A 21,836-nucleotide genomic window follows, 5' to 3' on the forward strand; every position below is an offset into this window, starting at 1 on the left:
TGTTGCTAATTAATAATCGTCTTTATGGCTATCATCTTCGAAGTTATCGCTATCCGAAAATTCGTCGCCGAATTCGTCTTCTTCGCTTTCTTCATCTTCGTCCCGCTCTTCGGTATTGATGCCCATTTCGCCCATAGCCTCCAATTCGTCGGTATCTTCCGGTACAAAGTTCATTTCATTTAAGAAATCAAATTCACTTGCCGATGCCACTGCGCCTCTTGGATCAACAGCCTGTGGACTGTTTTGCTCCATTATTTTTGGGGCCTCGCCACTGCTTTTCGCTAAAAACGGATATTCGATATTTGGATCGGCATCTAAAATTATTTTTACCAGCTCTACATGAAAATCGTAAGGGCGATCGAAATTATAGATGTAGTAAAACTTTTGATGTGGATCTTCAATAAAACCACTCAGTTTAGAATTCTCCATTAAAACTACACGGTCTTTTTTACGTTCGCTTGGTAAATAGGCAATTTCATCACCTTTTAACCAATTATCGGTGCTTACATAAAAAGAGGAAGATTTTTCGGCATTATAACCCGTAGATCTGTGAATAGCCTTATGCAGGTCTTCAAATGTTTGGTTTGATTTAATGTCGATCTCTCTCACAACATCATCAAAATCTTCGAAAGTAATTCTAAATTTATAAATAGCCATTATAGTGTTTTGGAACCGTAAAAATAAAGTTAATTTATAATTACCACAAATATCAGGTGCCATAAAAGACATCCCGATTGTAGTGTTTCAGCAATTAAATTATTTATTAACAGGATTTAATCCCATTTGTTTTGCCTGATTTAGCATAAAATTAAATGCTTCCTGATAGTCGTTTGTAATCTCGCCCTCTAATATAGCTTCGCGGATCGCATTTTTAATTAGTCCAACTTCTTTCCCGGCGTCAAGACCGAAAGTTTCCATGATATCATTTCCTGAAATAGGGGGCTGCCAGTTTCTAATTTTATCACGTTCTTCTACATCCTTAAGCTTTTGTTTAACCAGCTCAAAATTGTTTCTGTATTTCGTTTTTTTGTATTCGTTTTTAGTGGTTACATCGGCATTGCAAAGCAACATCAAACTTTCAATTTCTTCCCCGGCATCAAAAAGTAATCGCCTTACGGCAGAATCTGTAACAGTTTCCTGCGCCAGAACAATCGGCCGTAAATGAAGCTGCACCAATTTTTGTACATACTTCATCTTTTCGTTTAAAGGCAGTTTGAGCTGTGCAAATATTTTCGGAACCATTCTGGCTCCTCTATCTTCATGACCGTGGAAAGTCCAGCCGTGGCCTTCTTCAAAACGTTTGGTAGCAGGTTTGGCAATATCGTGTAAAATGGCGGCCCAGCGTAACCACAAGTCATCGGTATCTGCACAGATGTTATCCAATACTTCCAGCGTGTGGTAAAAATTATCTTTATGTGCTTTTCCTTTAATAATCTCTACACCATAAAGCTGTGCCATTTGAGGAAAAATGAGCTGCAACAAGCCGGTATCAAAAAGGTGTTTAAAGCCCACTGAAGGTTTTTTAGAGAGGATGATTTTATTCATCTCATCGGTAATCCGCTCTTTTGAAACGATACTGATGCGCTGTTTTTGCGTTTTAATGGCATTTAGAGCAGCCGGATCAATGTTGAAATTTAGCTGCGAAGCAAAGCGGATTGCCCTCATCATACGCAGCGGATCATCAGAAAAAGTAATTTCAGGATCCAGCGGGGTACGGATGAGCTTATTTTCTAAATCTTTAATCCCGTCAAAAGGATCTAACAGTTCGCCAAAATGATCAGCGTTTAAATTAATGGCTAAAGCATTAATGGTGAAATCCCTGCGCAACTGGTCATCTTCTAAGCTGCCATCTTCAACAACTGGCTTACGCGAATCTGAACGATACGATTCTTTCCTTGCGCCTACAAATTCGACTTCTAAATCCTGATATTTAATATTTGCAGTGCCAAAATTTTTAAAAACAGCAACTTTAGTGTTCAGTTTCCGGCCTACCGCTTCTGCATAGGTTATTCCACTACCCACAACCACCACATCAATATCTTTTGAAGGGCGATCTAAAAATAAATCACGAACAAAGCCTCCAATAACATAAGCTTCGGTATTGTGCTTATCGGCTATTGAGGATAAGGTTTTAAATATGGGGTTTTGTAGGTGACCCCCTAAATCCCCTGAAGGGGACTTGGAGTTCCCTTCATTTAATTCAGACTGCATATATAAGGGTAATTCATTTGTTCAAAATTAAGCAAAACATTTGGTCGGTAAACACTATCAGCGATTCAAAGCCCATTTAGGGGTTGGGGACTTACTTCCTAATAAACTCAAATTGTCCGCCTGGAGAAAGTTTCATAATGGTTGAAGGCTTTCTGCTGGTTCGGTTTTCTTGTTCGAAATCAACTACATAATCAACAGCATCGATAATTTCAGCATCGATATCGTCAAAGAATTTTGGCGAAGGCTGTCCGCTTAAATTTGCAGAAGTAGAAACAATGGGTTTTCTAAAGCGTTGAATTAATGGTGTGCAAAAATCGTGTTTAACAATTCTGATACCCACACTTCCATCCGCATTGATTACGTTTGGCGCTAAGTTTTTGGCCCCTGAGAAAATAATGGTTAAGGGATTTTCTGCATATTCGATTAAATCATAAGCCACATCAGGAATTTCGGCTACATAACTTTGCAGTTTGCTGTCTACATCCAATAATACGATTAAACTCTTTTCAGCAGGGCGGTTTTTGATCTTCAGTAATTTATCTACTGCCTCGGGATTGCTTGCATCGCAGCCTAATCCCCAAATGGTATCCGTTGGATATAGAATAACGCCTCCTGATTTTAATACTTCAAAAGCTTTATTAATCTCGTCTCTTAACATGTTGCAAAGTTAATTTATTTACGAAGTTTACAAGGATAGTGATCGCGGAAAACTTCACCCGTTTTTTTGATCAAAAACTTTAAGGATTTTAGCTCCTGCCTTCCAGTAAATGCGATTTGATCATTATGTACCACAGACAGATCTAATCTAATTGTAAAATATTTAGTTAGAGGTATATAGCATCCAAACTTAATTAATTACTAGCTGTTTTTAATATAACAATCTGATTGTAAAAAATATAAATGATTTTCCTTTTTAATTGTCAAAATCGTTATATTTAGATCAGGTTATTTAAAGAACAACGCACAAATGAGAACGACACAAAAATTATTAATGCTTTTTACAGTGGTATTGGCATTAGCAGGATGTACAACACTCCGCACCGCTTCAGACTATGACAAAAATGTTGATTTAAGCGGTTACAAAACTTACAATTTTTATGATAAAGGCATAGCAAGGGTTAAGCTAAATAACCTGGATAAACGCCGTTTATTGGCTGCGGTTGAATCAGAAATGAATGCCAAAGGATTTACTAAATCTGAAAAACCAGATATGTTAGTGAATTTGGTTGTGGTTGCCCGTGAAAAAACTGATGTTTATGGTCCTGGTTACTATGGTGGCTGGGGTTGGGGCTGGCGCGGCGGCTGGGGAAATCCTTTCTGGGGTGGCGGTACCTACGTGAACCAATATATTGAAGGCACCATTATTATCGATTTCCTAGATCCTGCTAAAAAGATTTTATTCTGGCACGGGCAAGGATCTGGTTTTAACCTGGATAGCTTTAACAAAAGAGAAGAACGTTTGTATACAGGCGTAAAAGAAATATTGGCACAATATCCGCCAACAGTTACGGCAGCTAAATAATTTTAGGGTTTACATGATAAAAATCTGAATAGCAATTTATTAGTTGCTGAATAGCGAAAGGGCTGTAGAATTTTTAAACAAATTCCAGCCCTTTTTCTTTTGCTTTTTTGAGACATAGGATTTTATTTTGAAAAGAAGGGGCATTGCTACTATTAGTGCTTAGCCCTGCCAATGCTGCAAGTCCTCACTCGTGCCTCGTTCCGGGCTTTCCGCGAATGTCAGGTTTAGATTAGGAAGGCTGCTGCGGTATAATCGTAGAAATAATTAAAGCGCTAAATAGCAATCCATTAATTGCTTTGTAACCACAGGACTATTGAATTTTTGAACAAACTCCAGCCCTTTTTCTTTCATCTCTTTTTGGAGTGAAGGGTTTTCGACAATCTGATTGATTGCTGTGGCTAAAGCATTGGCATCGTTTGGTGAGATGTACAAACTATCTGGTCCGCCAGCTTCTTCCAGACATGAGCCTGTTGCCGCAACAACCGGAACGCCAGAATATAGCGCTTCGATAATCGGAATGCCAAAACCTTCGTAAAAAGAAGGGTAAACAAAAACACTTGCCATTTGATAAATACCCGGCAAATCGGCAAAGGGGATGTTTTTTAGGAATAAAATCCTGTTTTTAAGGCCAAGTTTTTCTATTTCTTTCTCAACCGTTTTAAAATAAGCCGTTTGTTTGCCTATCACCACCAATTTATAATCTTCTCTAACCTTTTTTAAGGCCTGCACAGCCAGTTTTAGATTTTTACGTTCTTCAATGGTGCCAACATTCAGTATATATTTTTCAGGTAGCTTATAGGTTGCCCTGATCCGGCTCAATGTTTCTTTTGGGAAAGGTGTTTTAAAGCTGTCATCGCAACTTTGGTAAATTACTTCAATCTTCTCCGGACTAATGCTGTAAAGTTCAATGATATCAGCCTTTGTTTTTTCGCTGATGGCGATAATCTTATTGGCCCGTTTACAGGCAGATTTGCTTTTCCACTCGTATAATTTCCGGTCGATAAATTTATAATATTGCGGGAAACGAAGGAAAATTAAATCATGAATGGTCACGATTGATTTAATCCGCGTATGTTGTATGGCTAATGGAATTTCGTGGCTCAAACCATGAAAAATCTGACAGTCATCCTGGGTTAAATCTTTCAGGATATTTAAAGTCCGCCATAAAAAAGGCCCACTTTTAGGAAGTTTAAGCTGGATGTTATCATTTTCGAAAAACGTATCGATCTGTTTGGCCGCTTTTACTTTGGGCGCATAAACCAGGTACTGGTGTTGAGGAAACTGATGTGCCAGATGCTCAATTAAAGAACGGCTGTAATTACCTAATCCTGTTAAATTATTGGCGGCACGCTTGCCATCGTATCCTATTTTCATTAAAGGTATAAGGTTAAAGGCATAAGGTATAAGGTTTGGGATGTCACCTTACACCCTAAACCTTACGCCTCAATCCATTTTATACGGCAACATTATTTTCTCTTAACGCATCGTTAAGCGAAGTTTTCTTATCTGTACTTTCTTTACGTTTACCAATAATTAAAGCGCAAGGCACCTGAAATTCGCCGGCAGGGAATTTTTTGGTATAACTTCCTGGTATAACAACCGAACGTGCAGGAACAATTCCTTTATACTCTACCGGGGTAGGGCCGGTAACATCAATAATTTTGGTTGATGCTGTTAATACTACGTTAGCGCCCAAAACAGCTTCTCTCTCTACTTTAACACCTTCCACAACAATTGCTCTAGAGCCTAAGAAAGCGTCATCTTCGATAATAACCGGAGCAGCTTGTACCGGCTCTAAAACACCACCAATACCCACACCACCACTTAAGTGAACGCGTTTACCAATTTGTGCACAAGAACCTACAGTAGCCCATGTATCAACCATTGTACCTTCATCAACATATGCGCCGATGTTTACATATGATGGCATCATGATTACACCTTTTGCTAAAAACGCACCGTAACGCGCACTTGCCATAGGCACAACACGTACACCAGTTGCTTTATAATCGGTTTTTAAATCCATTTTATCGTGGTAAACAAAAGGACCGCTTTTAATTTCTTTCATCTCGCGAATCGGGAAATATAAAATTACTGCTTTCTTTACCCATTCATTAATGCCCCAAGAGTTTAAAACTGGCTCAGCAACACGGATTTCACCCTTATCAAGCCCCATAATAACGGCTTCAATGGCTTCGCAATAGTTGCTGTATTTTAAAAGGGTTCTATCCTCCCAAGCGGCTTCAATTAATTTCTTTAAATCTGAATACATGATGTTTTTAAATTTTACGCAAAATAAATCAATTTTTGCTTATTAAATGGTTAATTGTTTAAATTGTTTTGTTGATGGGTTAATTGTTTAAATCGCTTAAACTGGTTAACTGTGCATAAAGAGGTTAATTGTTTAAGTGTTTAAACTGGTTAACTGCAGGAATACGTCCTATCCAATTAACCGATTTACCAATTTAAACAGTTAACCAAATTGCGTATTTTTGAAACTTTATGACAGAGATAGAAAAACTTAGGATCGATAAATATTTATGGGCAATCAGGTTGTTTAAAACCCGGAGCCTGGCTACTGATGCCTGTAAAGCGGGTAGGGTGAAACTCAAAGGACAGAATATTAAACCTTCGGCAATTGTGAAAGTGGGTGAAGTTTATCAGGTATCGAAGGGGATCGAAAAGAAAATTATCGAAGTGGTAGAACTTTCGTATAACAGAACAGATTCGCCAACAGCTTTAACAAAATATAAAGATTTAACCCCTGTTGAAGAAACGCATGCTTTTAAATCGATGTTTCATGCACCAAACCTAAAACGGGATAGAGGTACTGGCCGCCCAACTAAAAAAGACCGACGGGAAACGGATGACCTGATTGGAGGTATGTTCGAAGAAGAAGATTAGTTAGTTAGTCCCCAGTCTTGAGTCTTAAGTCGTCAGTCGACTCATGACTTAGGACTATGGACTGAAGACTAAAATACCTCATCCGGTAACTCATCATTGCCGTTTTGCCCAGTTTATCGATTAGTTTATAATTGGCAACTGCACCCACTGCCGCACCTACAAAAGGAAGCATCTGTGCAAGTTTGGCTAAATCAATATAATCACGGTATTGCTGCTGAAAGGTAAGCCAGTCAAATTCATCAATATTGGTCGGTAATTGATGTGCTTTATCATCCCAATCCTGCATTTTCATGAAAATATTCTGGCTTTCTTCTTTACTTGAAAAAGCCAGCTGGAAGATGTGTAAAATGTATAAACGTTCTCTGTAATCTTTCACATCGTATCCGTAAAATGCGGCAATATCAAAAAGCATTTTCATTTTTATGCCCAGTAACAGCGGGAAATCAGCCAGGCTCATTAAAAATCCCCCTGCACCGGTAATTCCGCCTTCGGCAGCACCTGTTTTTTTATAGTTTTCTATCTTTTGCTTAATTAATGCTTCGCGGTGCATCAGGGTTAAATCGGTAATCGGCTTCGAGGTGGTAAATGTCGATCCAAAAAGCACAGCCTTAACCATCTGTTTAATCGCAGTAGTTATGGCATTGTGAACCTTATCGGGAATATAACTATTTATTTTTTTCTGCACTTTATTCGTCATTTTATTCAAAAGCGAAGGTTTTTGCAAAGTTTTAAACTTCCAGAAATTCAGCTCACTGCTTATTTTTTGTTCGTAGGTCATCCTTAATTACTACAATAATTATTCCTTAAAATTTAACATAAAACAGCTTTGAAGAATAAAGAATAAACTATATATTTAGTTACCTAAAAAAACTTAATCCTTTCATTATGAAAACCTTAAAATTGTTATGCTTGCTCATATTTGCTGCCGGAGTGGCAAATGCACAAGGAGTAAAATTTTCTGCTACCAAACCTGCAGCAGGAAGTACAGTTAAATTTACATACGACCCAAAGGGAACCAATCTCGAAAACCTGGCAGATGTGAAGTGTACTGGTTATACCTTTTTTTCAAAAACCAATCCTAAAAGTAACAAAATAGAACTCACAAAGGAGGGAGGGATTTATAAAGGAGAAATCTCTACTCCCGATAGTGTTACTGTGGTTGGACTTGCTTTTTCGGTTGGCGACCAAAAAGATGAAGCACCTGCTGGTTATGTTTTAGAATTTACTAAAGCGGGAAAAGTTCCGGCAGAGGCCTATCTTAACGAAGCTTTTTTGTATGGATTAGCAGGGAATTACTATTTGGGGCTTACCATAGACCCTGAAAAAGCAGTTTCACTGTATAAACAAGCTTTTGCCTTAAAACCTGAGCTGAAAAAGAAAAACCTGAATCAATACCTGTCGCTTGAGTACAAAGCAGATAAAGACAATGGTACAAAGCTGATCAATGAAAATATTTCGACCCTGTCAAAACTGAAAGAACCAAAAGAAGAAGATTTGGGTACTGTTATTAGCCTTTACTCCTTATTAAAGAAAAAAGTGCAGGCCGATTCAGTTAAAGCTATTGTGCTTAAAAAATATCCTACCGGAAATTATGCCTGGAATGACGGGATGAATACGCTTTATAGCACAAAAGATTTTGCCACACAAGTACAAAAGGCCGATGAAATGATTAGCAGGTTTAACCTCGATCAAACCAAAAAAGCAGATGCCGGTAGGTTGAATTCCATTTATAGTATGTTAGCCAATAGTGCCGTAAAAGCTAATGATCTGGAAAAATTTCAGGCTTATGCTGCAAAAGTTACCGATAAAATGTCTCGGGCAAGCTTGTACAACAATAGTTTTGCCTGGCCATCTGCTCAGAAAAAAGAAAATGTAGAATTGGCCGCTCAACTTTCAAAACAATCACTCGAACTGATAGAAGCATCTAGAAGTGATGAGATGCCAAAGTATTATAACACTAAAGAAGAATACCTTAAATATTTAGACGGTGCTTATGGTATGTATGCTGATACTTATGGCTTGCTGCTTTATCATCAGGGGAAATTTAAAGAAGCGCTGGCTATGCAGGAAAAAGCCATACCCTTGTACGCTAATGTTCCGCCAGATGTATCCTCCCGTTATGTAACTTATTTAATTAAGAATGGCCAGGATGATAAAGCTTACAGTGAGGCCGAAAAATTGATTAAAGAAGGTAATGGCAACGATTCGTTAAAGAACGAATTTAAAATGCTTTATACTAAGTTAAAGAAAAGTGGAACTTATGAAACGTACATTGCCAATTTAGAAAAAGCAGCATTAGAAAAAGAGCGCGCAGAATGGACAAAAAAAATGATTAATATTCCAGCGCCTGCATTTTCATTAACTAACCTGAAAGGCGAAACCATAAGTTTAGCCAGTTTGAAAGGTAAAATTGTGATTTTAGATTATTGGGCCACCTGGTGCGGGCCTTGTGTATCCTCTTTCCCTGGGATGCAAAAAGCAATGAACAAATACGCCAGTAATCCAAATGTGGTTTTCTTGTTTGTAAATACCTGGCAAACGGAAGAAAATAGAGAGAAAGTGGTGACTGACTTTATTGCTGCGAAGAAATACAATTTTAATGTGCTTTACGATACCAAAAATGCAAAAGATCCATCGAAGTTTGACGTAGTAAGTGCCTATAAAGTGGATGGAATCCCGACTAAATTTGTGATTGATGGAGATGGTAATATCAGGTTTAAAGCGGTAGGTTTCTCTGGTTCTGATGATGGTGTGGTGAAGGAAATAGATTCCATGATCGGCTTATTGGCAGGAAAAGAATCGAGTAAATAAATAATAATTTCAAAACAGAAAAGGTGCTGAGTATCGGCACCTTTTCTGTTTTAATACGCTATCCTCATCGGTGAGGTTTCCCACAGTTTAAAAGCTGCCAGGGCTTCGTCGCGCATCAGCTGGATAACCGGCAGGCTTCTGTTTTCCATGGGTTTGTCTAACTCTTCGTAAATAAATTTATCACTAAAACCAATGTGTTCGGCGTCAGCCTTGGTATTAGCATAATAAATGGTGTCGATTTTTGCCCAATAAATTGCTCCTAAACACATGGGGCACGGCTCGCAACTGGTGTAAATTACGCAGCCACTTAAATCGAAAGTATTTAATTCGGTGCAGGCCAGCCTGATGGCCGAAACTTCCGCATGTGCAGTAGGGTCGTTGGTAGAAGTGACCTTATTTGCCGATTTGGCAATCAACTTTCCATCTTTTACCACTACCGCTCCAAAAGGTCCGCCAATGCTTTCACTCACATTTTGTACAGATAACTCAATTGCCATCTGCATATATTTCTGATTTTGATTGTCCATATTAATTTGATCTTTTTATAAAATACAGCACAAAAAAAATGCCCCGATTTATTCGGGGCATCTATATTTTAATCGCTTTTTGCTTATTTTTTGCTATACTCAGCGTTTAAGCCTTTAATTACTTCAGAAGTAACATCTAAACTTTCATCGGCAAATAAAATAGCGCTGTTACCTTTTGAGTAAGTTAAAACCATTTTATAACCTTTTTCCTTCGCGTAACCTTTTAAATAATCGGCTACTTTATCATAAAGTTTTTCATTCTCAGCAGCTTGCTCATTCTGTAAAGCACCACCAGCATTTTGTTGGTAAGTTTGTAGTTCCTGTTGTTTACGTGCTAAACGCTCTTCAGTGCTTTTACGTTGATCGGCAGATAAAGTTTGTGCCGATTGCTGGTATTGCGCCACCTCTCTTTGAAAAGCCTGACCTTTAGCCTGCATGTCTGCCTGAGCATTTTTGGTCTTACCTTCAAATTTCACTTTAAGATCTTTGAAGTATTCATATTTTGTAAGTAACGAGTCGGAGTTTACGTACACAATTTTCTCAGTTGGAGAAACTGCGGCAGTAGTACCCTCTGTTTTTTTAGTTTCAGTAGTTTTAGTGTCTTTGTTCTGGCATGCAGAGAAAGCAGTTATCAAAGTTGCTGTTGCAAGTAAACCAAAGGTTTTAAAGGTTCTTCTTTCCATTCTTGTTTAATAAATTTTAGCAAACTTATATAAATTAGTTTTTATATCCAATTTAAAGAAAGGCCTATCGCAATACAAGTTGCTCCAAATTGGTTTTTGTGTTAAACGTTTAATTTACTCAACGCTAAGCGCATAAGGCTAAGCGTGTCATCTGGTAGCGGTGATTTGAAAAGCAAAGCCTGTATTTCAAAAGGTTGTTCGTCCCGCTGTCCGCTTAATTTCATGTCCGCTGCCATCGGGTTTAAATGGCGCGGACAGTAAGGCTATTTGGGGCTGCAGGGTGGCAATAGCAATTTGCCATACCAAACGTTCCTACGGAACGAAAAAACATTTCATTTTTTTTTCTACCCATCAGGCGTTCCTACGGAACGAAAAAGGTAAAATTCTAGTTCACAAACCGTTCCGTAGGAACGCTTCATCGGTAGCCAATTGTACAATTGGCGTTTTCGTTCCGTAGGAACGTTTGGCAGAAGATGTAAAGTTGAGACATAAAAAATGAGAGATCAGCCCTTTTTGGAATACGCGATTTAATTTTCAAAAAAAACATTTTAATTATCCTTAACAGGCTTTATGCTTAAGTGTTTAGTTAGAAAGCTTTATCGCTTTTTCACAGCCTAAAACTTATCCACATATTGGGTTAAATGCCAAAATTTCCGTATTTTTGATACTTATTGTTTTTAATTAAAATATGAGCGAAGAACAGGATTTAAAGTCAAATTATTCGGCAGATAATATACAGGTTTTAGAAGGTTTAGAAGCGGTGCGTAAGCGCCCTTCAATGTATATAGGTGATACGGGTGTAAAAGGTTTACACCATTTGGTTTACGAGGTTGTAGATAACTCAATTGATGAAGCATTAGCTGGTCATGCAGATACAATCGATGTTAGAATTTTAGAAGGTAACTCCATCAGGGTTGAAGATAACGGTCGGGGTATTCCAACCGGAATTAATACAAAAGAGAATAAATCGGCGCTTGAAATCGTAATGACGGTTTTACACGCGGGTGGTAAATTTGATAAAGATACCTACAAAGTATCCGGAGGTTTACACGGTGTGGGGGTAAGTTGCGTTAACGCCTTATCTACACATTTAAAAGCCGAAGTTCACCGCGAAGGTAAAATATGGATGCAGGAATATAACATCGGTAAACCTTTATACGATGTTAAAGAAGTAGGTGAGACCGATAAGCGTGGTACCATTGTAACTTTTAGTCCGGATGCGACCATTTTTACGCAAACCACTGAATATAAATACGATACTTTAGCAGGTCGTTTACGTGAATTGGCTTTCCTGAATAAAGGAATTACCTTAACGTTAACTGATGAGCGTGAAGTTTTAGAGGATGGAAAATTCTTATCAGAAGTATTCCACTCAGAAGGTGGTTTGAAAGAATTTGTTGCCTTTTTAGATGGAACAAGAGCATCCTTCTTACCTGAACCGATTTATATCGAAGGAATTAAGAACGGCATCCCGGTTGAGCTGGCTTTTCAGTACAACGATAGTTATTCAGAAAATGTTCACTCTTATGTGAATAACATTAATACCCACGAGGGGGGAACGCACATCGCAGGTTTCCGCAGAGGTTTAACCCGTACTTTAAAAGCTTATGCCGATAAATCGGGTTTATTAAAAAACCTGAAGATGGAAATTACCGGTGATGACTTTAGAGAAGGTTTAACCGCAGTAGTTTCGGTAAAGGTTCAGGAGCCTCAGTTTGAGGGGCAAACCAAAACCAAACTGGGTAACAGTGAGGTAATGGGAGCGGTTGATGTTGCAGTTGGTGAAGCATTGGGTTACTATCTGGAAGAAAATCCGAAAGAAGCTAAAATGATCATCAACAAGGTAATTTTAGCGGCTACTGCACGTGCAGCAGCGCGTAAGGCGCGCGAAATGGTGCAGCGTAAGAGTGTAATGGGTGGATCTGGTTTGCCAGGTAAATTAGCCGATTGCTCAGATAGTGATCCGGAAAGATGTGAAATTTATCTGGTAGAGGGTGACTCGGCGGGTGGTACCGCTAAACAAGGTCGCGATAGAAACATTCAGGCCATTTTACCACTAAAAGGTAAAATCTTGAACGTGGAAAAAGCGATGGAGCACAAAATCTACGAGAACGACGAGATCAAAAATATGTTTACGGCTATCGGTGTGAGTATCGGTACGCCAGAAGACGATAAAGCATTAAACCTGACTAAATTACGCTATCACAAGATCGTAATTATGACGGATGCGGATATTGATGGTTCTCACATTACCACGTTGATTTTAACGTTCTTCTATCGTTATATGAGGGCATTAATCGAAGCCGGTTATGTTTATATTGCATCACCACCGCTTTACCAGGTTAAAAAAGGTAAAGATTTCGAATATTGCTGGAATGATGTACAACGCGATGCTGCTGTACAACGTATTAAAGGTAATGGTAAAGAAGATAGTGTACACATCCAGCGTTACAAAGGTTTGGGTGAGATGAACGCTGAACAACTTTGGGATACTACACTGAATCCTGCTACGCGTACCTTATTACAGGCTACAATCGAAAGTGCAGCAGAGTGCGATCATACTTTCTCGATGTTAATGGGCGATGAAGTTGCGCCACGTAGAGAGTTTATTGAGCGTAATGCCAAGTATGCAAAAATTGATGCTTAATCCTTAATCCCTTTAAGGGGACTTTAAAATACGAACCCTCTTCATTTAAATCTTGAAGAGGGTTTTTTGTTTTTTAACATTATAACTTTAAAATTTACATGCATAATTTTCTTATGTATGTAAAAATTTATATGTTTGCAATATGGCAGTTAATAATGAATTATTTAAAGGTACTTTACAAACCATTATTTTAAATCTTTTATCAGAAAATGAAAAGATGTATGGTTATGAAATTACTCAAAAAGTAAAATCCATCACGCAGGGCGAATTATTGTTAAAAGAGGGGGCTTTATACCCGGCTTTACATAAACTGGAAGCAGAAGGTTTATTGGAAACAACCACAGAAGTGGTTGAAAACAGGGTGAGGAAATATTATTCCTTATCTAAAGATGGAGAAAAAGAGGTGCTAAATAAATTAAAGGAAGCAAAAGATTTTATTGCCCAGCTACAGCTATTGTTAAACTTAAAACCTTCGTTCTAAATGAATCTCAGTAAAGAACAACTGCATCAAATTAAAGCGCTTATAGCACAGAGAGGCTTTAAAGATGTTGATGTACAAATGGAAATTTTAGATCATGTGGCCTCATCAGTAGAAGATAAAATGGACGAAAATCCATTGCTTAGTTTTGATGCTGCGGTAAGTGAAACACATCAGTCATTTGGTGTAATGGGATTCAGTGCCGTTGCCAATGGGATAGCCAATTCAATTCGTGCAAAATATAGCCGCCTGTTTTGGAGGATTTTCTGCTCAGCTTTCGGATATAAATATGTGTTACTGCTGTGTTTCTCCATATTTGCTATTTACAAAATGGAAGGGTTACTTACAAAAGACAACTTTTATATGTTTTTTGTTCTGGCGATGCTTTCAGTGTTTGGAGTTTTGATATTTTCCTACATTAACATTCAGGTTTCTGGTTATAAAAAATATCTGTCTTTTAAGTCTGGAAATTCTTTCCTTAGTCTGTTAGGAGCTGATTTGATTTTTACGAATCTTATCGTGAATAACACACCGTCTGAACTCACTATTTTTTCTATTAATGTACAGCAATTAGTGGTGTCACTTTCTATCATTTTATTTGTACTCTATTTTAATGCTGCTATTAGAACAGCAAGGGCAGGTATAAGGGAAACTAAGTCATTAATGGAGAAATATAAACTATTATATAGTTAATTATAAAAACAAAGCCATTCCGTTTACGAATGGCTTTGTATCACTATAAACCTTTCAAAATGAACTGGACTATCCAGTACAGATACATTTTGATTAACTAACCATCTCAATGATGAGATTATTTTTAGGCAAGGATTGATTACAGAATGTAATACGATCCAACAGGTGCCAATTCGGTTTGAGGTTTGTCCTCGTATATTTTATTATCATCCAGCATCTGGCAAAGATCGCGTTCAATATTTCTACAGATGGTTGTCGTTGGTGTGTCTGTAGGTTTATTTTCAAATGGATCCTGAAGATGAACCGCCATTTTTTCTACCAATAAAAAGAATGCCGCAATAGCAACTACTAGAGGTACTTCCATATAACCAAAGTATTCAATTAAGCCAAAAGGCAATAACACGATGAACAAATGGATCGACATATTGATATATTTGCTATAAGTAACCGGGAAAACGGTATTTTTTATTCTTTCCGATCCGCCCATATGGTTACATAAAGCCGTAATGGTTTTGTCGATTTCTATCTGCTGGTATTTATTAATCCAGCCTTCCTGTAATGCCTTTTTTAAGTCCATGGCATGTAACTCCAATATCGTTGTCGTTACATTTTTACGTTTTTTAATAAAAGCGATTTCCTCGGCGCACAAGTACTCTTCTAAATCTTTGCGTGCATTAAAACCCCTTAACGATTTACTTAAAGCATAACACCAGGCAATTTGCCTTTTGATGAAACGTTCTTTAAATTGCTCAACCTCCTCTAAACCATAAGGATTTTCGACGAAAGACAATATCTGACGTGATAGGGTTCTGGAATCGTTAACGATAGCTCCCCAAAGAATTCTGGCCTCCCACCATCTATCGTAAGCCTGGTTAGAGCGAAATGCCAATAGCAGCGAAATGATTGTTCCTAGTAAAGCGGGTACAGCAACAGGAATGGAAATGCGTGTAACATGAAAGTTTTCATATAATACCACAATACCTATAGAGTAGCCAATAACAAACAGGAGTTCTTTTTTGATCTTTCCGAATATATAAGTGAGCGGAATATTATTTCGTAACAGCATAATATAAATTTTAAAATGTGATAATTAAGCGTTTGCTTCTTGCAACTGTGTTTCGTGTATTTTTGTGTCAATTAAGTTTTCGCTGGCATGAACGGTCAACGTGTTTAATTGAATTACTTCACAGCCGGCACGTTCTGTTAATATTTTAGGGTCGATACTATATTTATTGATCGGCGTAAAATTGTATTCTTTTAAGTAGGCAATACGTTCTACATCAAAGGCTTCGATAAAGTTTTTGAAAGCCGCTACTGTACTTCCATAAAAATATTCGATCCCGATAGTATTGATCTGTTTAGGGTATTTTGCCTTGGCCTGATTGATTTGCTGATAAAATTCGTCGCTAACATTTTCGTAATCACGGCTGCGGCGACTTAACATTAACATATCAGTTATCGAATCGGATAGTTTAAAGGCGTGAACAAAAATGATGTTTACGCTTTCGTTTTTTTGATGTTGAACAAGCGCATCAATAATTTTAACGCTTTCTAATTTAAAGTCGGTTGGTACTAATATTGTTTTCATCGCTATATCTTGTTTAAATGAATTGAAAAATTATTTATACAAGTTTAGCCTGATGTTATTATAGCGAAATAAGAGCGAGATTAGAATGAGATTAGAGCGTACTCCTTTTTTGAGTAATTAATGGTTAACTGTATAAATTGGTTAAGCGGTTAATTGTATCTCTCGTTTAATTACAGTTAACCAGCTAAACGATTTAAACAATTAACCTGTTACAGGTAATAAAACCTTAATCTCTGAGCCAATGCCTTCCTGCGATTTAATAGCGATACTACCTCTGTGCAAACGGATAATATTTAAAGAAAGTGGTAAGCCAACGCCATATCCCTTAAAATCGTTGGTGTTAGATGCACGGTAAAAGGGTTCGAATATATGCTGTATATCTGACTGCGGTATTCCAATCCCCCTGTCCGTTACAGCAATGGAAAGCATATTGGCGTTACTTTCGATACTAATGTTTACCAGATTTTCATTTGAGTATTTACAGGCATTGTTTACAATATTGCTGATGGCAAGTTTGATCAGGTTTTTGTTGACCCGAAGTGTTAGTAATTCTTCATCGTCAGGGAGTTTGGTAAAATCGATTTCTATTTTACTGTTGGGATGTACCTGGTTAACCGATTCTTTAATTTCCCATAACAGTTCGTCCATCCTTACCTCTTCCCAGGGTTGGTTTTTCCCATTAAAGCCCGATTGTGCCAGGCCCAGTAAACTGGTTAAGATATGTTCTAACCTTTCTGCCTCATCTTTAATTTTCGCTAAAGCTTTTTCCTGTTTTGCGGTATCTTCGATGGTTTTCATCGCCAGTTCAACCTCCCCGCTAATAATGGTTAAAGGTGTTCTTAATTCGTGTGAAGCATTGCTGATAAAGTTATTCTGCGTTTCAAAAGCTGTTTCTAAACGGTTAAGCATGTTATTAAAGGTTTGGGCCAATTGCGACATTTCATCATTTCCTTCTTTAACATCTAATCTCAGGTGTAAATTTTCTGCTTTTATTTTTTTAACACTCTTAATTACATTTCTTAATGGCATTAACATGTAATTAGAGAATTTCCAGCCAACCACAAAAGATAAAATAACAGAAAGGAAAAAACCGATAATCAAGATTCGTTGCAGGTCTTTTAGCTCCCGAAAGCCAAAGGGATCGTTTGCCGAAACAATTACAATATATCCTTTACTTGGGTTTTTAAAGAATTTGCCAGCATAAAAGTGATTCTCCACACGATAACGTGCTACATATCCGGCGTTTATGCGGTTGTAAAAACTAGCTGGTAGTTCTCGGTCCAGTTTATTGGTTGGTTTTCCAGCTTCTATGATGTACTCTTTTTCTGAAGGCAGACGTTCAAGGTATTGATTACGCATTTTTGCATAAACCTTATTGTTCTCATCTTCGTACAATTTAATCTGCGCAGCAATATTAACCCTGGCTTCTAAACGTTTATAAAAATCTTCAAAGGCAAAGTCGTTAGAAAAATACCAGACAAAACCACTTAACAGGGAGATAATAATTGCCGATAAAATGGCGAAAAGTAAAGTGATTTTTTTGGCAATCTGCATTATTTATCTTTTAATATATAGCCCAGGCCTACTGCAGTATGGATAAGCTTTTGATCGGCATTTTTATCTATTTTTTTGCGAAGATAATTAACATAAACATCAACGACATTGGTGCCGAGGTTAAAATCGATATCCCAAACGTTTTCTAAAATATCTATCCGGGATAAAATTTTAGATTTATTTTTTGCCATGTATTCGAGTAAGCGGTATTCTGTTGCAGTCAGTACAATTTCCTGTTGATTGCGCTTAACCGTTTTTGCGCTTAAATTTAGCTGGAGGTCTGCAATGGAAATGATCTGATCTTGTGAAACTACCCCATGATATCGCCTCAGCAGCATTCTGATCCTTGCAAAAAGCTCAGCAAATTTAAATGGCTTTATTAAATAATCATCTGCACCATTATCCAGTCCGTTTACCACATTTTCGGTAGTGCCTAATGCGGTAAGCATAATAATAGGTGTATTTGGTTTTTGTTCTTTAATGATTTTGCAGAGCTCCAGTCCATTTATTCCAGGTAGCATGATATCGAGAATAATCAGGTCGAACTGATTTTCTAAAGCCATCTGTTTCCCGATTAAGCCATCAGGGGCTATACTTACCGTAAAGCCTTCGTCGCTTAAACCTCTCGAAATTACAGATACAACGCTCGGTTCATCTTCTACAAGTAATAAATTCATTTGCTGGCAAGTAATCTAAAAAATAGGGAATTACAAAATCTTAATTGCTGCTTAGTCGGTTTTTAATGTTTTTTTAACGTAAAGCCGACACAATTGTTTGGATTATTGCAAATTGACACAAAAAAAGCCTCCCAAATGAGAGGCTGTAAATAATTTTAACTGGTCTTAGACTATGTTCACAATGACAATACTCCGTGCTTTCCGTGTCTCCGTGGCAAATAGTTCTGCTCGGATCGATTAAACTCCCTTTTCTGATTTTTCTTTCAGAAATTTTAGCCCATCTTCAAAATCTTTGCCGATCATTTTATCCATACTCACAAACACACACATCCACTTACTGATCAGGTTATTTTCTCCACTCATTGTCCATGTAACCTTATTGCTGCTTCCCTCAGGTTGAATGTCGAATTTGGTGTCTGCTAAACTTTCAAAAGGTTCGATAAATTTTAATTCAATATCTACCTGTTTGTTAGGTGCTACACTTTTTATTTTCATGTAGCCACTTCCTGTTTCCTTACCTTTCCATTCGTAAATATGGCCTGGTTCGCCGGCCACCCCACCATAGGTCGTTTTAGCTGTAGGCTCCATTTTTGCCCATGGATTCCATTTGTAGAATTCTTTAAAGTCTGCAACGTTTTTGTAAATCACACTGTCAGGAGCATTGATTACTGTAGACCTGGTTACGGTATAACTTTTAGGCAAGAAAAAGCCACCTACAATAATGATTATTGCCAATACGACAATAATGCCAAGTAAGATTTTTAGGAATTTCATAATTTGATTTTAGTTTGGTTAACTAAATTTATAAAGAAAGCAGTTTAAATCAAAGTAAAAAAACTTAAACAATTTTAATCTTCGATTGCGGTGCATTGATTTTGAAATGCATTAAATCGGCAATAGATTGTGCTTTTTGTTTGATCAGATCTGCATTAGCTCCCGCAAAAAGATCATTAACGGTTTGGAAGAATAGATTTTTCCAGGTTTCGAAGGCTTCAGTTTGTAATGGTACTTGCTCATTTAGTGTAAAATGGGTAAGCATAGGATTACCTTTATAAGTGGCCTTTCCAAAGAGAATGCTTTCCCAGAAATCGTACATTTTTGGTAGGTGGTGCGACCAGTCTACTTTGGCAACATCGGTAAATATTGGCCCAATATGTTTATTAAGGGCTACATTTTTATAAAACGTATCCACTAAAAGCATAATATCATTCCTGTCACTGATGTCGTTCTTCATTACCTTGTATTATTTATAAAGCCTGAGGATCATTTTCCTGTAATCAATAACGGCTTTATATTGCATTAATATATCTCCGCCAATAATACTTATAATAGGTGGGTGGCCAAACTGTTGATACGTTTCGCTAACCGATTGCAAATCAAAAGCCACTGTTTCGTAGTTTTTGAGCTTTAACGGTCCGATTTTTAGTTCAGGGATCGTTGCCTGGATGGTAGTGGTGGTGGTAAAAAGGGTAGCTGCATTAATTTCGTCTGATACCTGTAGGGTTTCGGAGAGGTGTTGCTCAATTAACGATTTATCGAACACACTACGTGAGGCACCAGTATCTAAAACTGCAAAATGTTTTTCCTTAAAAACAACAACTTCCACCAAAAGGTGGAAGCCGTCATCTTGTAAGTTAATCAGTTTTAGTGGGATTGAAATTGATCTCATTATTTATTGCTGTCTACTGTCCTTCGATTACACTCAGGATGACAATTTATTTAGGTGAAAAAAAGCCGCGGATTACAAAAATACACGGATATAAAAGAACGATCGTCATTCTCGCGCAGGCGGGAATCTTAAGGCTTATTGTATTAAGATTTCCAATCGAGTTGGGAATGACGAACCGAAGAAAACTATTTTAGTAAATTTAATACTTCCGTTAAAATTAATCTTCAGAATGATATTAAACCAACTTCATTTCTGCCAGTACACTGTTCATGTTCCTTACCGCATCGGCACTTTTGTTAAATGCAGCCTGCTCATCATCGGTTAATTTAAAATCGATGATTTTTTCCCAGCCATTACGGCCAATAATTACCGGTACACCTAAACAGATATCTTTCTGTCCGTATTCTCCTTCGAGGGAAACACAGCAGGTAAATAATTTTTTCTCATCACGTAAAATCGCTTCAACCAGTGCGGCACCTGCAGCACCTGGAGCATACCATGCCGAAGTGCCAATTAAACCTGTTAAAGTAGCACCACCAACCATCGTATCTGCTGCAACTTTATCCAGCGTAGCTTTGTCCAGTAAATTACTTACGGGTAAACTTTGATACGTAGCTAAACGGGTTAACGGAATCATTGTGGTATCGCCATGGCCTCCAATCACAAAGCCCTGTAAATCGTTTGGATTGCAATTTAAAGCTTGCGATAAATAAAATTTGAAACGGGAGCTATCTAAGGTTCCGCCCATGCCGATAATGCGGTTTTTAGGCAGGCCTAATGATTTTAAAGCTAAATAAGTCATCGTATCCATCGGATTACTGATCACGATGAAAATGGCTTCAGGAGAGAATTTTAAAATATTTTCGGCAACACCTTTAACAATACCAGCATTAATACCAATGAGTTCTTCTCTGGTCATCCCTGGTTTACGGGGCAAGCCTGAAGTAATTACCACCACATCAGAACCAGCAGTTTTGCTGTAATCGCCTGTTACACCGGTAATTTTGGTGTCGAAACCCAAAAGGGTTGCAGTTTGCATCATGTCGATTGCTTTGCCTTCGGCAAAACCCTCTTTAATATCTAACAGGACAAGTTCGTTCGCCAATTCTTTGCGGGCAATATTATCTGCACAAGTGGCACCAACTGCGCCTGCGCCAACAACCGTTACTTTCATATATTTTATTTTAATGGTTTGCGTATCGTTAAATATTTAATCGAAGGTAGAAATAAATATAAGGTTTAAAAATCCTTTTCAAAACTTTATAATTTGATGATGGTTTACTTAATAAGTTCAAAAGCAGAAGCATAAAAGTAAAGGCCAATTATGGAAAACAAACCCATTTCAAATATCGATTATAAAGCCTTTGAAGGTAAATGGTATTCATTATATTCCATCCCAACTTTATTGGATAAACATTGGAAACAAACTACCGAAACCTACACGCTGGCCGACAACGATCATTTTGATGTTTATACTACTTATCACAAAGAAGGAAAACCTGAAGAAAAGTCGATCACTTCCAAACTGTTTTTCGATGAAAAAAAGCATGATGGTGATATGAAGGCACAATTTCTATGGCCTTTTAAAATCGGTTACTGGATTATCGAACTGGCTGACGACTATAGTTATGTGGTTGTAGGTCATCCCGATGAAAAGTACCTGTTTATTATGGCACGCGAACCCAAGATGGAGGCCGATTTATTGGTGCACATCATCGAAAGGTGCAGGCAGAAGGGGTATAACGTAAGTGAGTTGGTGAGTCAGGAGCATTTTTAAAAATTTCTTCTCATTCTGAGGGGTAATTTATGGTGTGAAAATCAATACGAATGACAGATTTTTTTGGCAAACGGCAGTCTGCAAGAGATCTTTAT

23 protein-coding genes are annotated in these 21,836 nt (G+C 37.7%); 7 read left to right on the forward strand and 16 right to left on the reverse strand.

Annotation, left to right across the window (positions count from 1 at the left end):
- Positions 1–9: 9 nt before the first annotated feature.
- From AC04QZ_RS17300 to AC04QZ_RS17310, 3 genes are all read right to left on the reverse strand, one after another.
- Entirely contained in the window at positions 10–657 is a 648-nt protein-coding gene (locus AC04QZ_RS17300; RefSeq protein ID WP_086549250.1) for an IS1096 element passenger TnpR family protein, read from the reverse strand.
- 99 nt (positions 658–756) lie between these two features.
- On the reverse strand, positions 757–2,211 hold the full coding sequence (locus tag AC04QZ_RS17305; RefSeq protein WP_478358783.1) for a CCA tRNA nucleotidyltransferase: 1,455 nt from the start codon (positions 2,209–2,211) through the stop codon (positions 757–759).
- 91 nt (positions 2,212–2,302) lie between these two features.
- The gene (locus AC04QZ_RS17310; RefSeq protein ID WP_086545162.1) at positions 2,303–2,869 is read right to left on the reverse strand and encodes an L-threonylcarbamoyladenylate synthase; all 567 of its coding nucleotides are present in this window, start codon (positions 2,867–2,869) and stop codon (positions 2,303–2,305) included.
- A gap of 309 nt (positions 2,870–3,178) precedes the next feature.
- Between AC04QZ_RS17310 and AC04QZ_RS17315 the strand changes: the two genes are divergently transcribed.
- The gene (locus AC04QZ_RS17315; RefSeq protein WP_086545164.1) at positions 3,179–3,733 is read left to right on the forward strand and encodes a DUF4136 domain-containing protein; all 555 of its coding nucleotides are present in this window, start codon (positions 3,179–3,181) and stop codon (positions 3,731–3,733) included.
- A 264-nt stretch (positions 3,734–3,997) separates the two neighbouring features.
- On the opposite strand, the gene AC04QZ_RS17320 is transcribed toward AC04QZ_RS17315, so the two are convergent.
- A complete protein-coding gene (locus AC04QZ_RS17320) occupies positions 3,998–5,107 on the reverse strand; it encodes a glycosyltransferase family 4 protein (RefSeq protein WP_478358784.1) in 1,110 nt (369 codons plus the stop codon).
- 79 nt (positions 5,108–5,186) lie between these two features.
- Entirely contained in the window at positions 5,187–6,005 is an 819-nt protein-coding gene (locus AC04QZ_RS17325; protein WP_057932460.1) for a 2,3,4,5-tetrahydropyridine-2,6-dicarboxylate N-succinyltransferase, read from the reverse strand.
- 230 nt (positions 6,006–6,235) lie between these two features.
- Here AC04QZ_RS17325 and AC04QZ_RS17330 point away from each other — a divergent pair, with 230 nt between their 5' ends.
- Positions 6,236–6,637 carry an RNA-binding S4 domain-containing protein gene (locus AC04QZ_RS17330; protein WP_478358785.1) on the forward strand — a complete coding sequence of 134 codons (402 nt, stop codon included), beginning with the start codon at positions 6,236–6,238 and terminating at the stop codon, positions 6,635–6,637.
- 4 nt (positions 6,638–6,641) lie between these two features.
- On the opposite strand, the gene AC04QZ_RS17335 is transcribed toward AC04QZ_RS17330, so the two are convergent.
- A complete protein-coding gene (locus AC04QZ_RS17335; RefSeq protein ID WP_478358786.1) occupies positions 6,642–7,415 on the reverse strand; it encodes an EcsC family protein in 774 nt (257 codons plus the stop codon).
- Positions 7,416–7,522: 107 nt separating this feature from the next.
- On the opposite strand from AC04QZ_RS17335, the gene AC04QZ_RS17340 reads away from it, so the two are divergent.
- Positions 7,523–9,448 (forward strand): TlpA family protein disulfide reductase, encoded by a 1,926-nt coding sequence (locus AC04QZ_RS17340; RefSeq protein ID WP_478358787.1) that lies wholly within the window; start codon positions 7,523–7,525, stop codon positions 9,446–9,448.
- Between the two features lie 50 nt (positions 9,449–9,498).
- Here the strand turns inward: AC04QZ_RS17340 and AC04QZ_RS17345 are convergent, their stop codons facing one another.
- A complete protein-coding gene (locus tag AC04QZ_RS17345; protein ID WP_478358788.1) occupies positions 9,499–9,975 on the reverse strand; it encodes a nucleoside deaminase in 477 nt (158 codons plus the stop codon).
- A gap of 83 nt (positions 9,976–10,058) precedes the next feature.
- Positions 10,059–10,658 (reverse strand): OmpH/Skp family outer membrane protein, encoded by a 600-nt coding sequence (locus AC04QZ_RS17350; RefSeq protein ID WP_478358789.1) that lies wholly within the window; start codon positions 10,656–10,658, stop codon positions 10,059–10,061.
- 688 nt (positions 10,659–11,346) lie between these two features.
- Here AC04QZ_RS17350 and gyrB point away from each other — a divergent pair.
- From gyrB to AC04QZ_RS17365, 3 genes are all read left to right on the forward strand, one after another.
- A complete protein-coding gene (gene gyrB / locus AC04QZ_RS17355) occupies positions 11,347–13,305 on the forward strand; it encodes a DNA topoisomerase (ATP-hydrolyzing) subunit B (RefSeq protein ID WP_086545171.1) in 1,959 nt (652 codons plus the stop codon).
- A 142-nt stretch (positions 13,306–13,447) separates the two neighbouring features.
- The gene (locus AC04QZ_RS17360; protein ID WP_478358790.1) at positions 13,448–13,786 is read left to right on the forward strand and encodes a PadR family transcriptional regulator; all 339 of its coding nucleotides are present in this window, start codon (positions 13,448–13,450) and stop codon (positions 13,784–13,786) included.
- Positions 13,787–14,476 carry a hypothetical protein gene (locus AC04QZ_RS17365; protein WP_478358791.1) on the forward strand — a complete coding sequence of 230 codons (690 nt, stop codon included), beginning with the start codon at positions 13,787–13,789 and terminating at the stop codon, positions 14,474–14,476.
- A gap of 139 nt (positions 14,477–14,615) precedes the next feature.
- On the opposite strand, the gene AC04QZ_RS17370 is transcribed toward AC04QZ_RS17365, so the two are convergent.
- The 8 genes from AC04QZ_RS17370 to mdh form a co-directional block, all read right to left on the reverse strand.
- On the reverse strand, positions 14,616–15,542 hold the full coding sequence (locus tag AC04QZ_RS17370; RefSeq protein ID WP_478358792.1) for a bestrophin family protein: 927 nt from the start codon (positions 15,540–15,542) through the stop codon (positions 14,616–14,618).
- A gap of 24 nt (positions 15,543–15,566) precedes the next feature.
- Positions 15,567–16,064 (reverse strand): hypothetical protein, encoded by a 498-nt coding sequence (locus tag AC04QZ_RS17375; RefSeq protein ID WP_478358793.1) that lies wholly within the window; start codon positions 16,062–16,064, stop codon positions 15,567–15,569.
- Between the two features lie 201 nt (positions 16,065–16,265).
- The gene (locus tag AC04QZ_RS17380) at positions 16,266–17,618 is read right to left on the reverse strand and encodes a sensor histidine kinase (protein WP_086545176.1); all 1,353 of its coding nucleotides are present in this window, start codon (positions 17,616–17,618) and stop codon (positions 16,266–16,268) included.
- Complete coding sequence (locus tag AC04QZ_RS17385; protein ID WP_086545177.1) at positions 17,618–18,295, reverse strand: response regulator transcription factor; 678 nt, start codon at positions 18,293–18,295, stop codon at positions 17,618–17,620. The genes AC04QZ_RS17380 and AC04QZ_RS17385 overlap by 1 nt, the downstream gene beginning before the upstream one ends.
- Before the next feature lie 237 nt (positions 18,296–18,532).
- Positions 18,533–19,069, reverse strand: coding sequence for an SRPBCC family protein (locus tag AC04QZ_RS17390; protein ID WP_086545178.1), 537 nt, complete (start codon positions 19,067–19,069; stop codon positions 18,533–18,535).
- A 64-nt stretch (positions 19,070–19,133) separates the two neighbouring features.
- Complete coding sequence (locus tag AC04QZ_RS17395; RefSeq protein WP_478358794.1) at positions 19,134–19,529, reverse strand: group III truncated hemoglobin; 396 nt, start codon at positions 19,527–19,529, stop codon at positions 19,134–19,136.
- Between the two features lie 9 nt (positions 19,530–19,538).
- Positions 19,539–19,964: an aspartyl protease family protein gene (locus AC04QZ_RS17400; protein ID WP_086545180.1), complete on the reverse strand. Its 426-nt coding sequence runs from the start codon at positions 19,962–19,964 to the stop codon at positions 19,539–19,541.
- Between the two features lie 235 nt (positions 19,965–20,199).
- On the reverse strand, positions 20,200–21,138 hold the full coding sequence (gene mdh / locus AC04QZ_RS17405; RefSeq protein WP_478358795.1) for a malate dehydrogenase: 939 nt from the start codon (positions 21,136–21,138) through the stop codon (positions 20,200–20,202).
- Positions 21,139–21,288: 150 nt separating this feature from the next.
- Between mdh and AC04QZ_RS17410 the strand changes: the two genes are divergently transcribed.
- Positions 21,289–21,741 carry a lipocalin family protein gene (locus tag AC04QZ_RS17410; RefSeq protein ID WP_478358796.1) on the forward strand — a complete coding sequence of 151 codons (453 nt, stop codon included), beginning with the start codon at positions 21,289–21,291 and terminating at the stop codon, positions 21,739–21,741.
- The last annotated feature ends 95 nt before the right edge of the window (positions 21,742–21,836 follow it).

This window comes from Pedobacter folensis (assembly GCF_056490665.1).

Excerpts from the sequence above, each read along its gene's own strand:
- AC04QZ_RS17310 (WP_086545162.1), bottom strand. The coding sequence starts at position 2,869 with ATGTTAAGAGACGAGATTAATAAAGCTTTTGAAGTATTAAAATCAGGA.
- AC04QZ_RS17305 (WP_478358783.1), bottom strand. The coding sequence starts at position 2,211 with ATGCAGTCTGAATTAAATGAAGGGAACTCCAAGTCCCCTTCAGGGGAT.
- AC04QZ_RS17380 (WP_086545176.1), bottom strand. The coding sequence starts at position 17,618 with ATGCAGATTGCCAAAAAAATCACTTTACTTTTCGCCATTTTATCGGCA.
- AC04QZ_RS17300 (WP_086549250.1), bottom strand. The coding sequence starts at position 657 with ATGGCTATTTATAAATTTAGAATTACTTTCGAAGATTTTGATGATGTT.
- AC04QZ_RS17340 (WP_478358787.1), top strand. The coding sequence starts at position 7,523 with ATGAAAACCTTAAAATTGTTATGCTTGCTCATATTTGCTGCCGGAGTG.
- AC04QZ_RS17335 (WP_478358786.1), bottom strand. The coding sequence starts at position 7,415 with ATGACCTACGAACAAAAAATAAGCAGTGAGCTGAATTTCTGGAAGTTT.
- AC04QZ_RS17375 (WP_478358793.1), bottom strand. The coding sequence starts at position 16,064 with ATGAAAACAATATTAGTACCAACCGACTTTAAATTAGAAAGCGTTAAA.
- AC04QZ_RS17350 (WP_478358789.1), bottom strand. The coding sequence starts at position 10,658 with ATGGAAAGAAGAACCTTTAAAACCTTTGGTTTACTTGCAACAGCAACT.
- AC04QZ_RS17385 (WP_086545177.1), bottom strand. The coding sequence starts at position 18,295 with ATGAATTTATTACTTGTAGAAGATGAACCGAGCGTTGTATCTGTAATT.
- AC04QZ_RS17390 (WP_086545178.1), bottom strand. The coding sequence starts at position 19,069 with ATGAAATTCCTAAAAATCTTACTTGGCATTATTGTCGTATTGGCAATA.
- mdh (WP_478358795.1), bottom strand. The coding sequence starts at position 21,138 with ATGAAAGTAACGGTTGTTGGCGCAGGCGCAGTTGGTGCCACTTGTGCA.
- AC04QZ_RS17345 (WP_478358788.1), bottom strand. The coding sequence starts at position 9,975 with ATGGACAATCAAAATCAGAAATATATGCAGATGGCAATTGAGTTATCT.
- AC04QZ_RS17400 (WP_086545180.1), bottom strand. The coding sequence starts at position 19,964 with ATGAGATCAATTTCAATCCCACTAAAACTGATTAACTTACAAGATGAC.
- AC04QZ_RS17360 (WP_478358790.1), top strand. The coding sequence starts at position 13,448 with ATGGCAGTTAATAATGAATTATTTAAAGGTACTTTACAAACCATTATT.
- AC04QZ_RS17410 (WP_478358796.1), top strand. The coding sequence starts at position 21,289 with ATGGAAAACAAACCCATTTCAAATATCGATTATAAAGCCTTTGAAGGT.
- AC04QZ_RS17365 (WP_478358791.1), top strand. The coding sequence starts at position 13,787 with ATGAATCTCAGTAAAGAACAACTGCATCAAATTAAAGCGCTTATAGCA.
- AC04QZ_RS17370 (WP_478358792.1), bottom strand. The coding sequence starts at position 15,542 with ATGCTGTTACGAAATAATATTCCGCTCACTTATATATTCGGAAAGATC.
- AC04QZ_RS17330 (WP_478358785.1), top strand. The coding sequence starts at position 6,236 with ATGACAGAGATAGAAAAACTTAGGATCGATAAATATTTATGGGCAATC.
- AC04QZ_RS17320 (WP_478358784.1), bottom strand. The coding sequence starts at position 5,107 with ATGAAAATAGGATACGATGGCAAGCGTGCCGCCAATAATTTAACAGGA.
- AC04QZ_RS17325 (WP_057932460.1), bottom strand. The coding sequence starts at position 6,005 with ATGTATTCAGATTTAAAGAAATTAATTGAAGCCGCTTGGGAGGATAGA.
- gyrB (WP_086545171.1), top strand. The coding sequence starts at position 11,347 with ATGAGCGAAGAACAGGATTTAAAGTCAAATTATTCGGCAGATAATATA.
- AC04QZ_RS17395 (WP_478358794.1), bottom strand. The coding sequence starts at position 19,529 with ATGAAGAACGACATCAGTGACAGGAATGATATTATGCTTTTAGTGGAT.
- AC04QZ_RS17315 (WP_086545164.1), top strand. The coding sequence starts at position 3,179 with ATGAGAACGACACAAAAATTATTAATGCTTTTTACAGTGGTATTGGCA.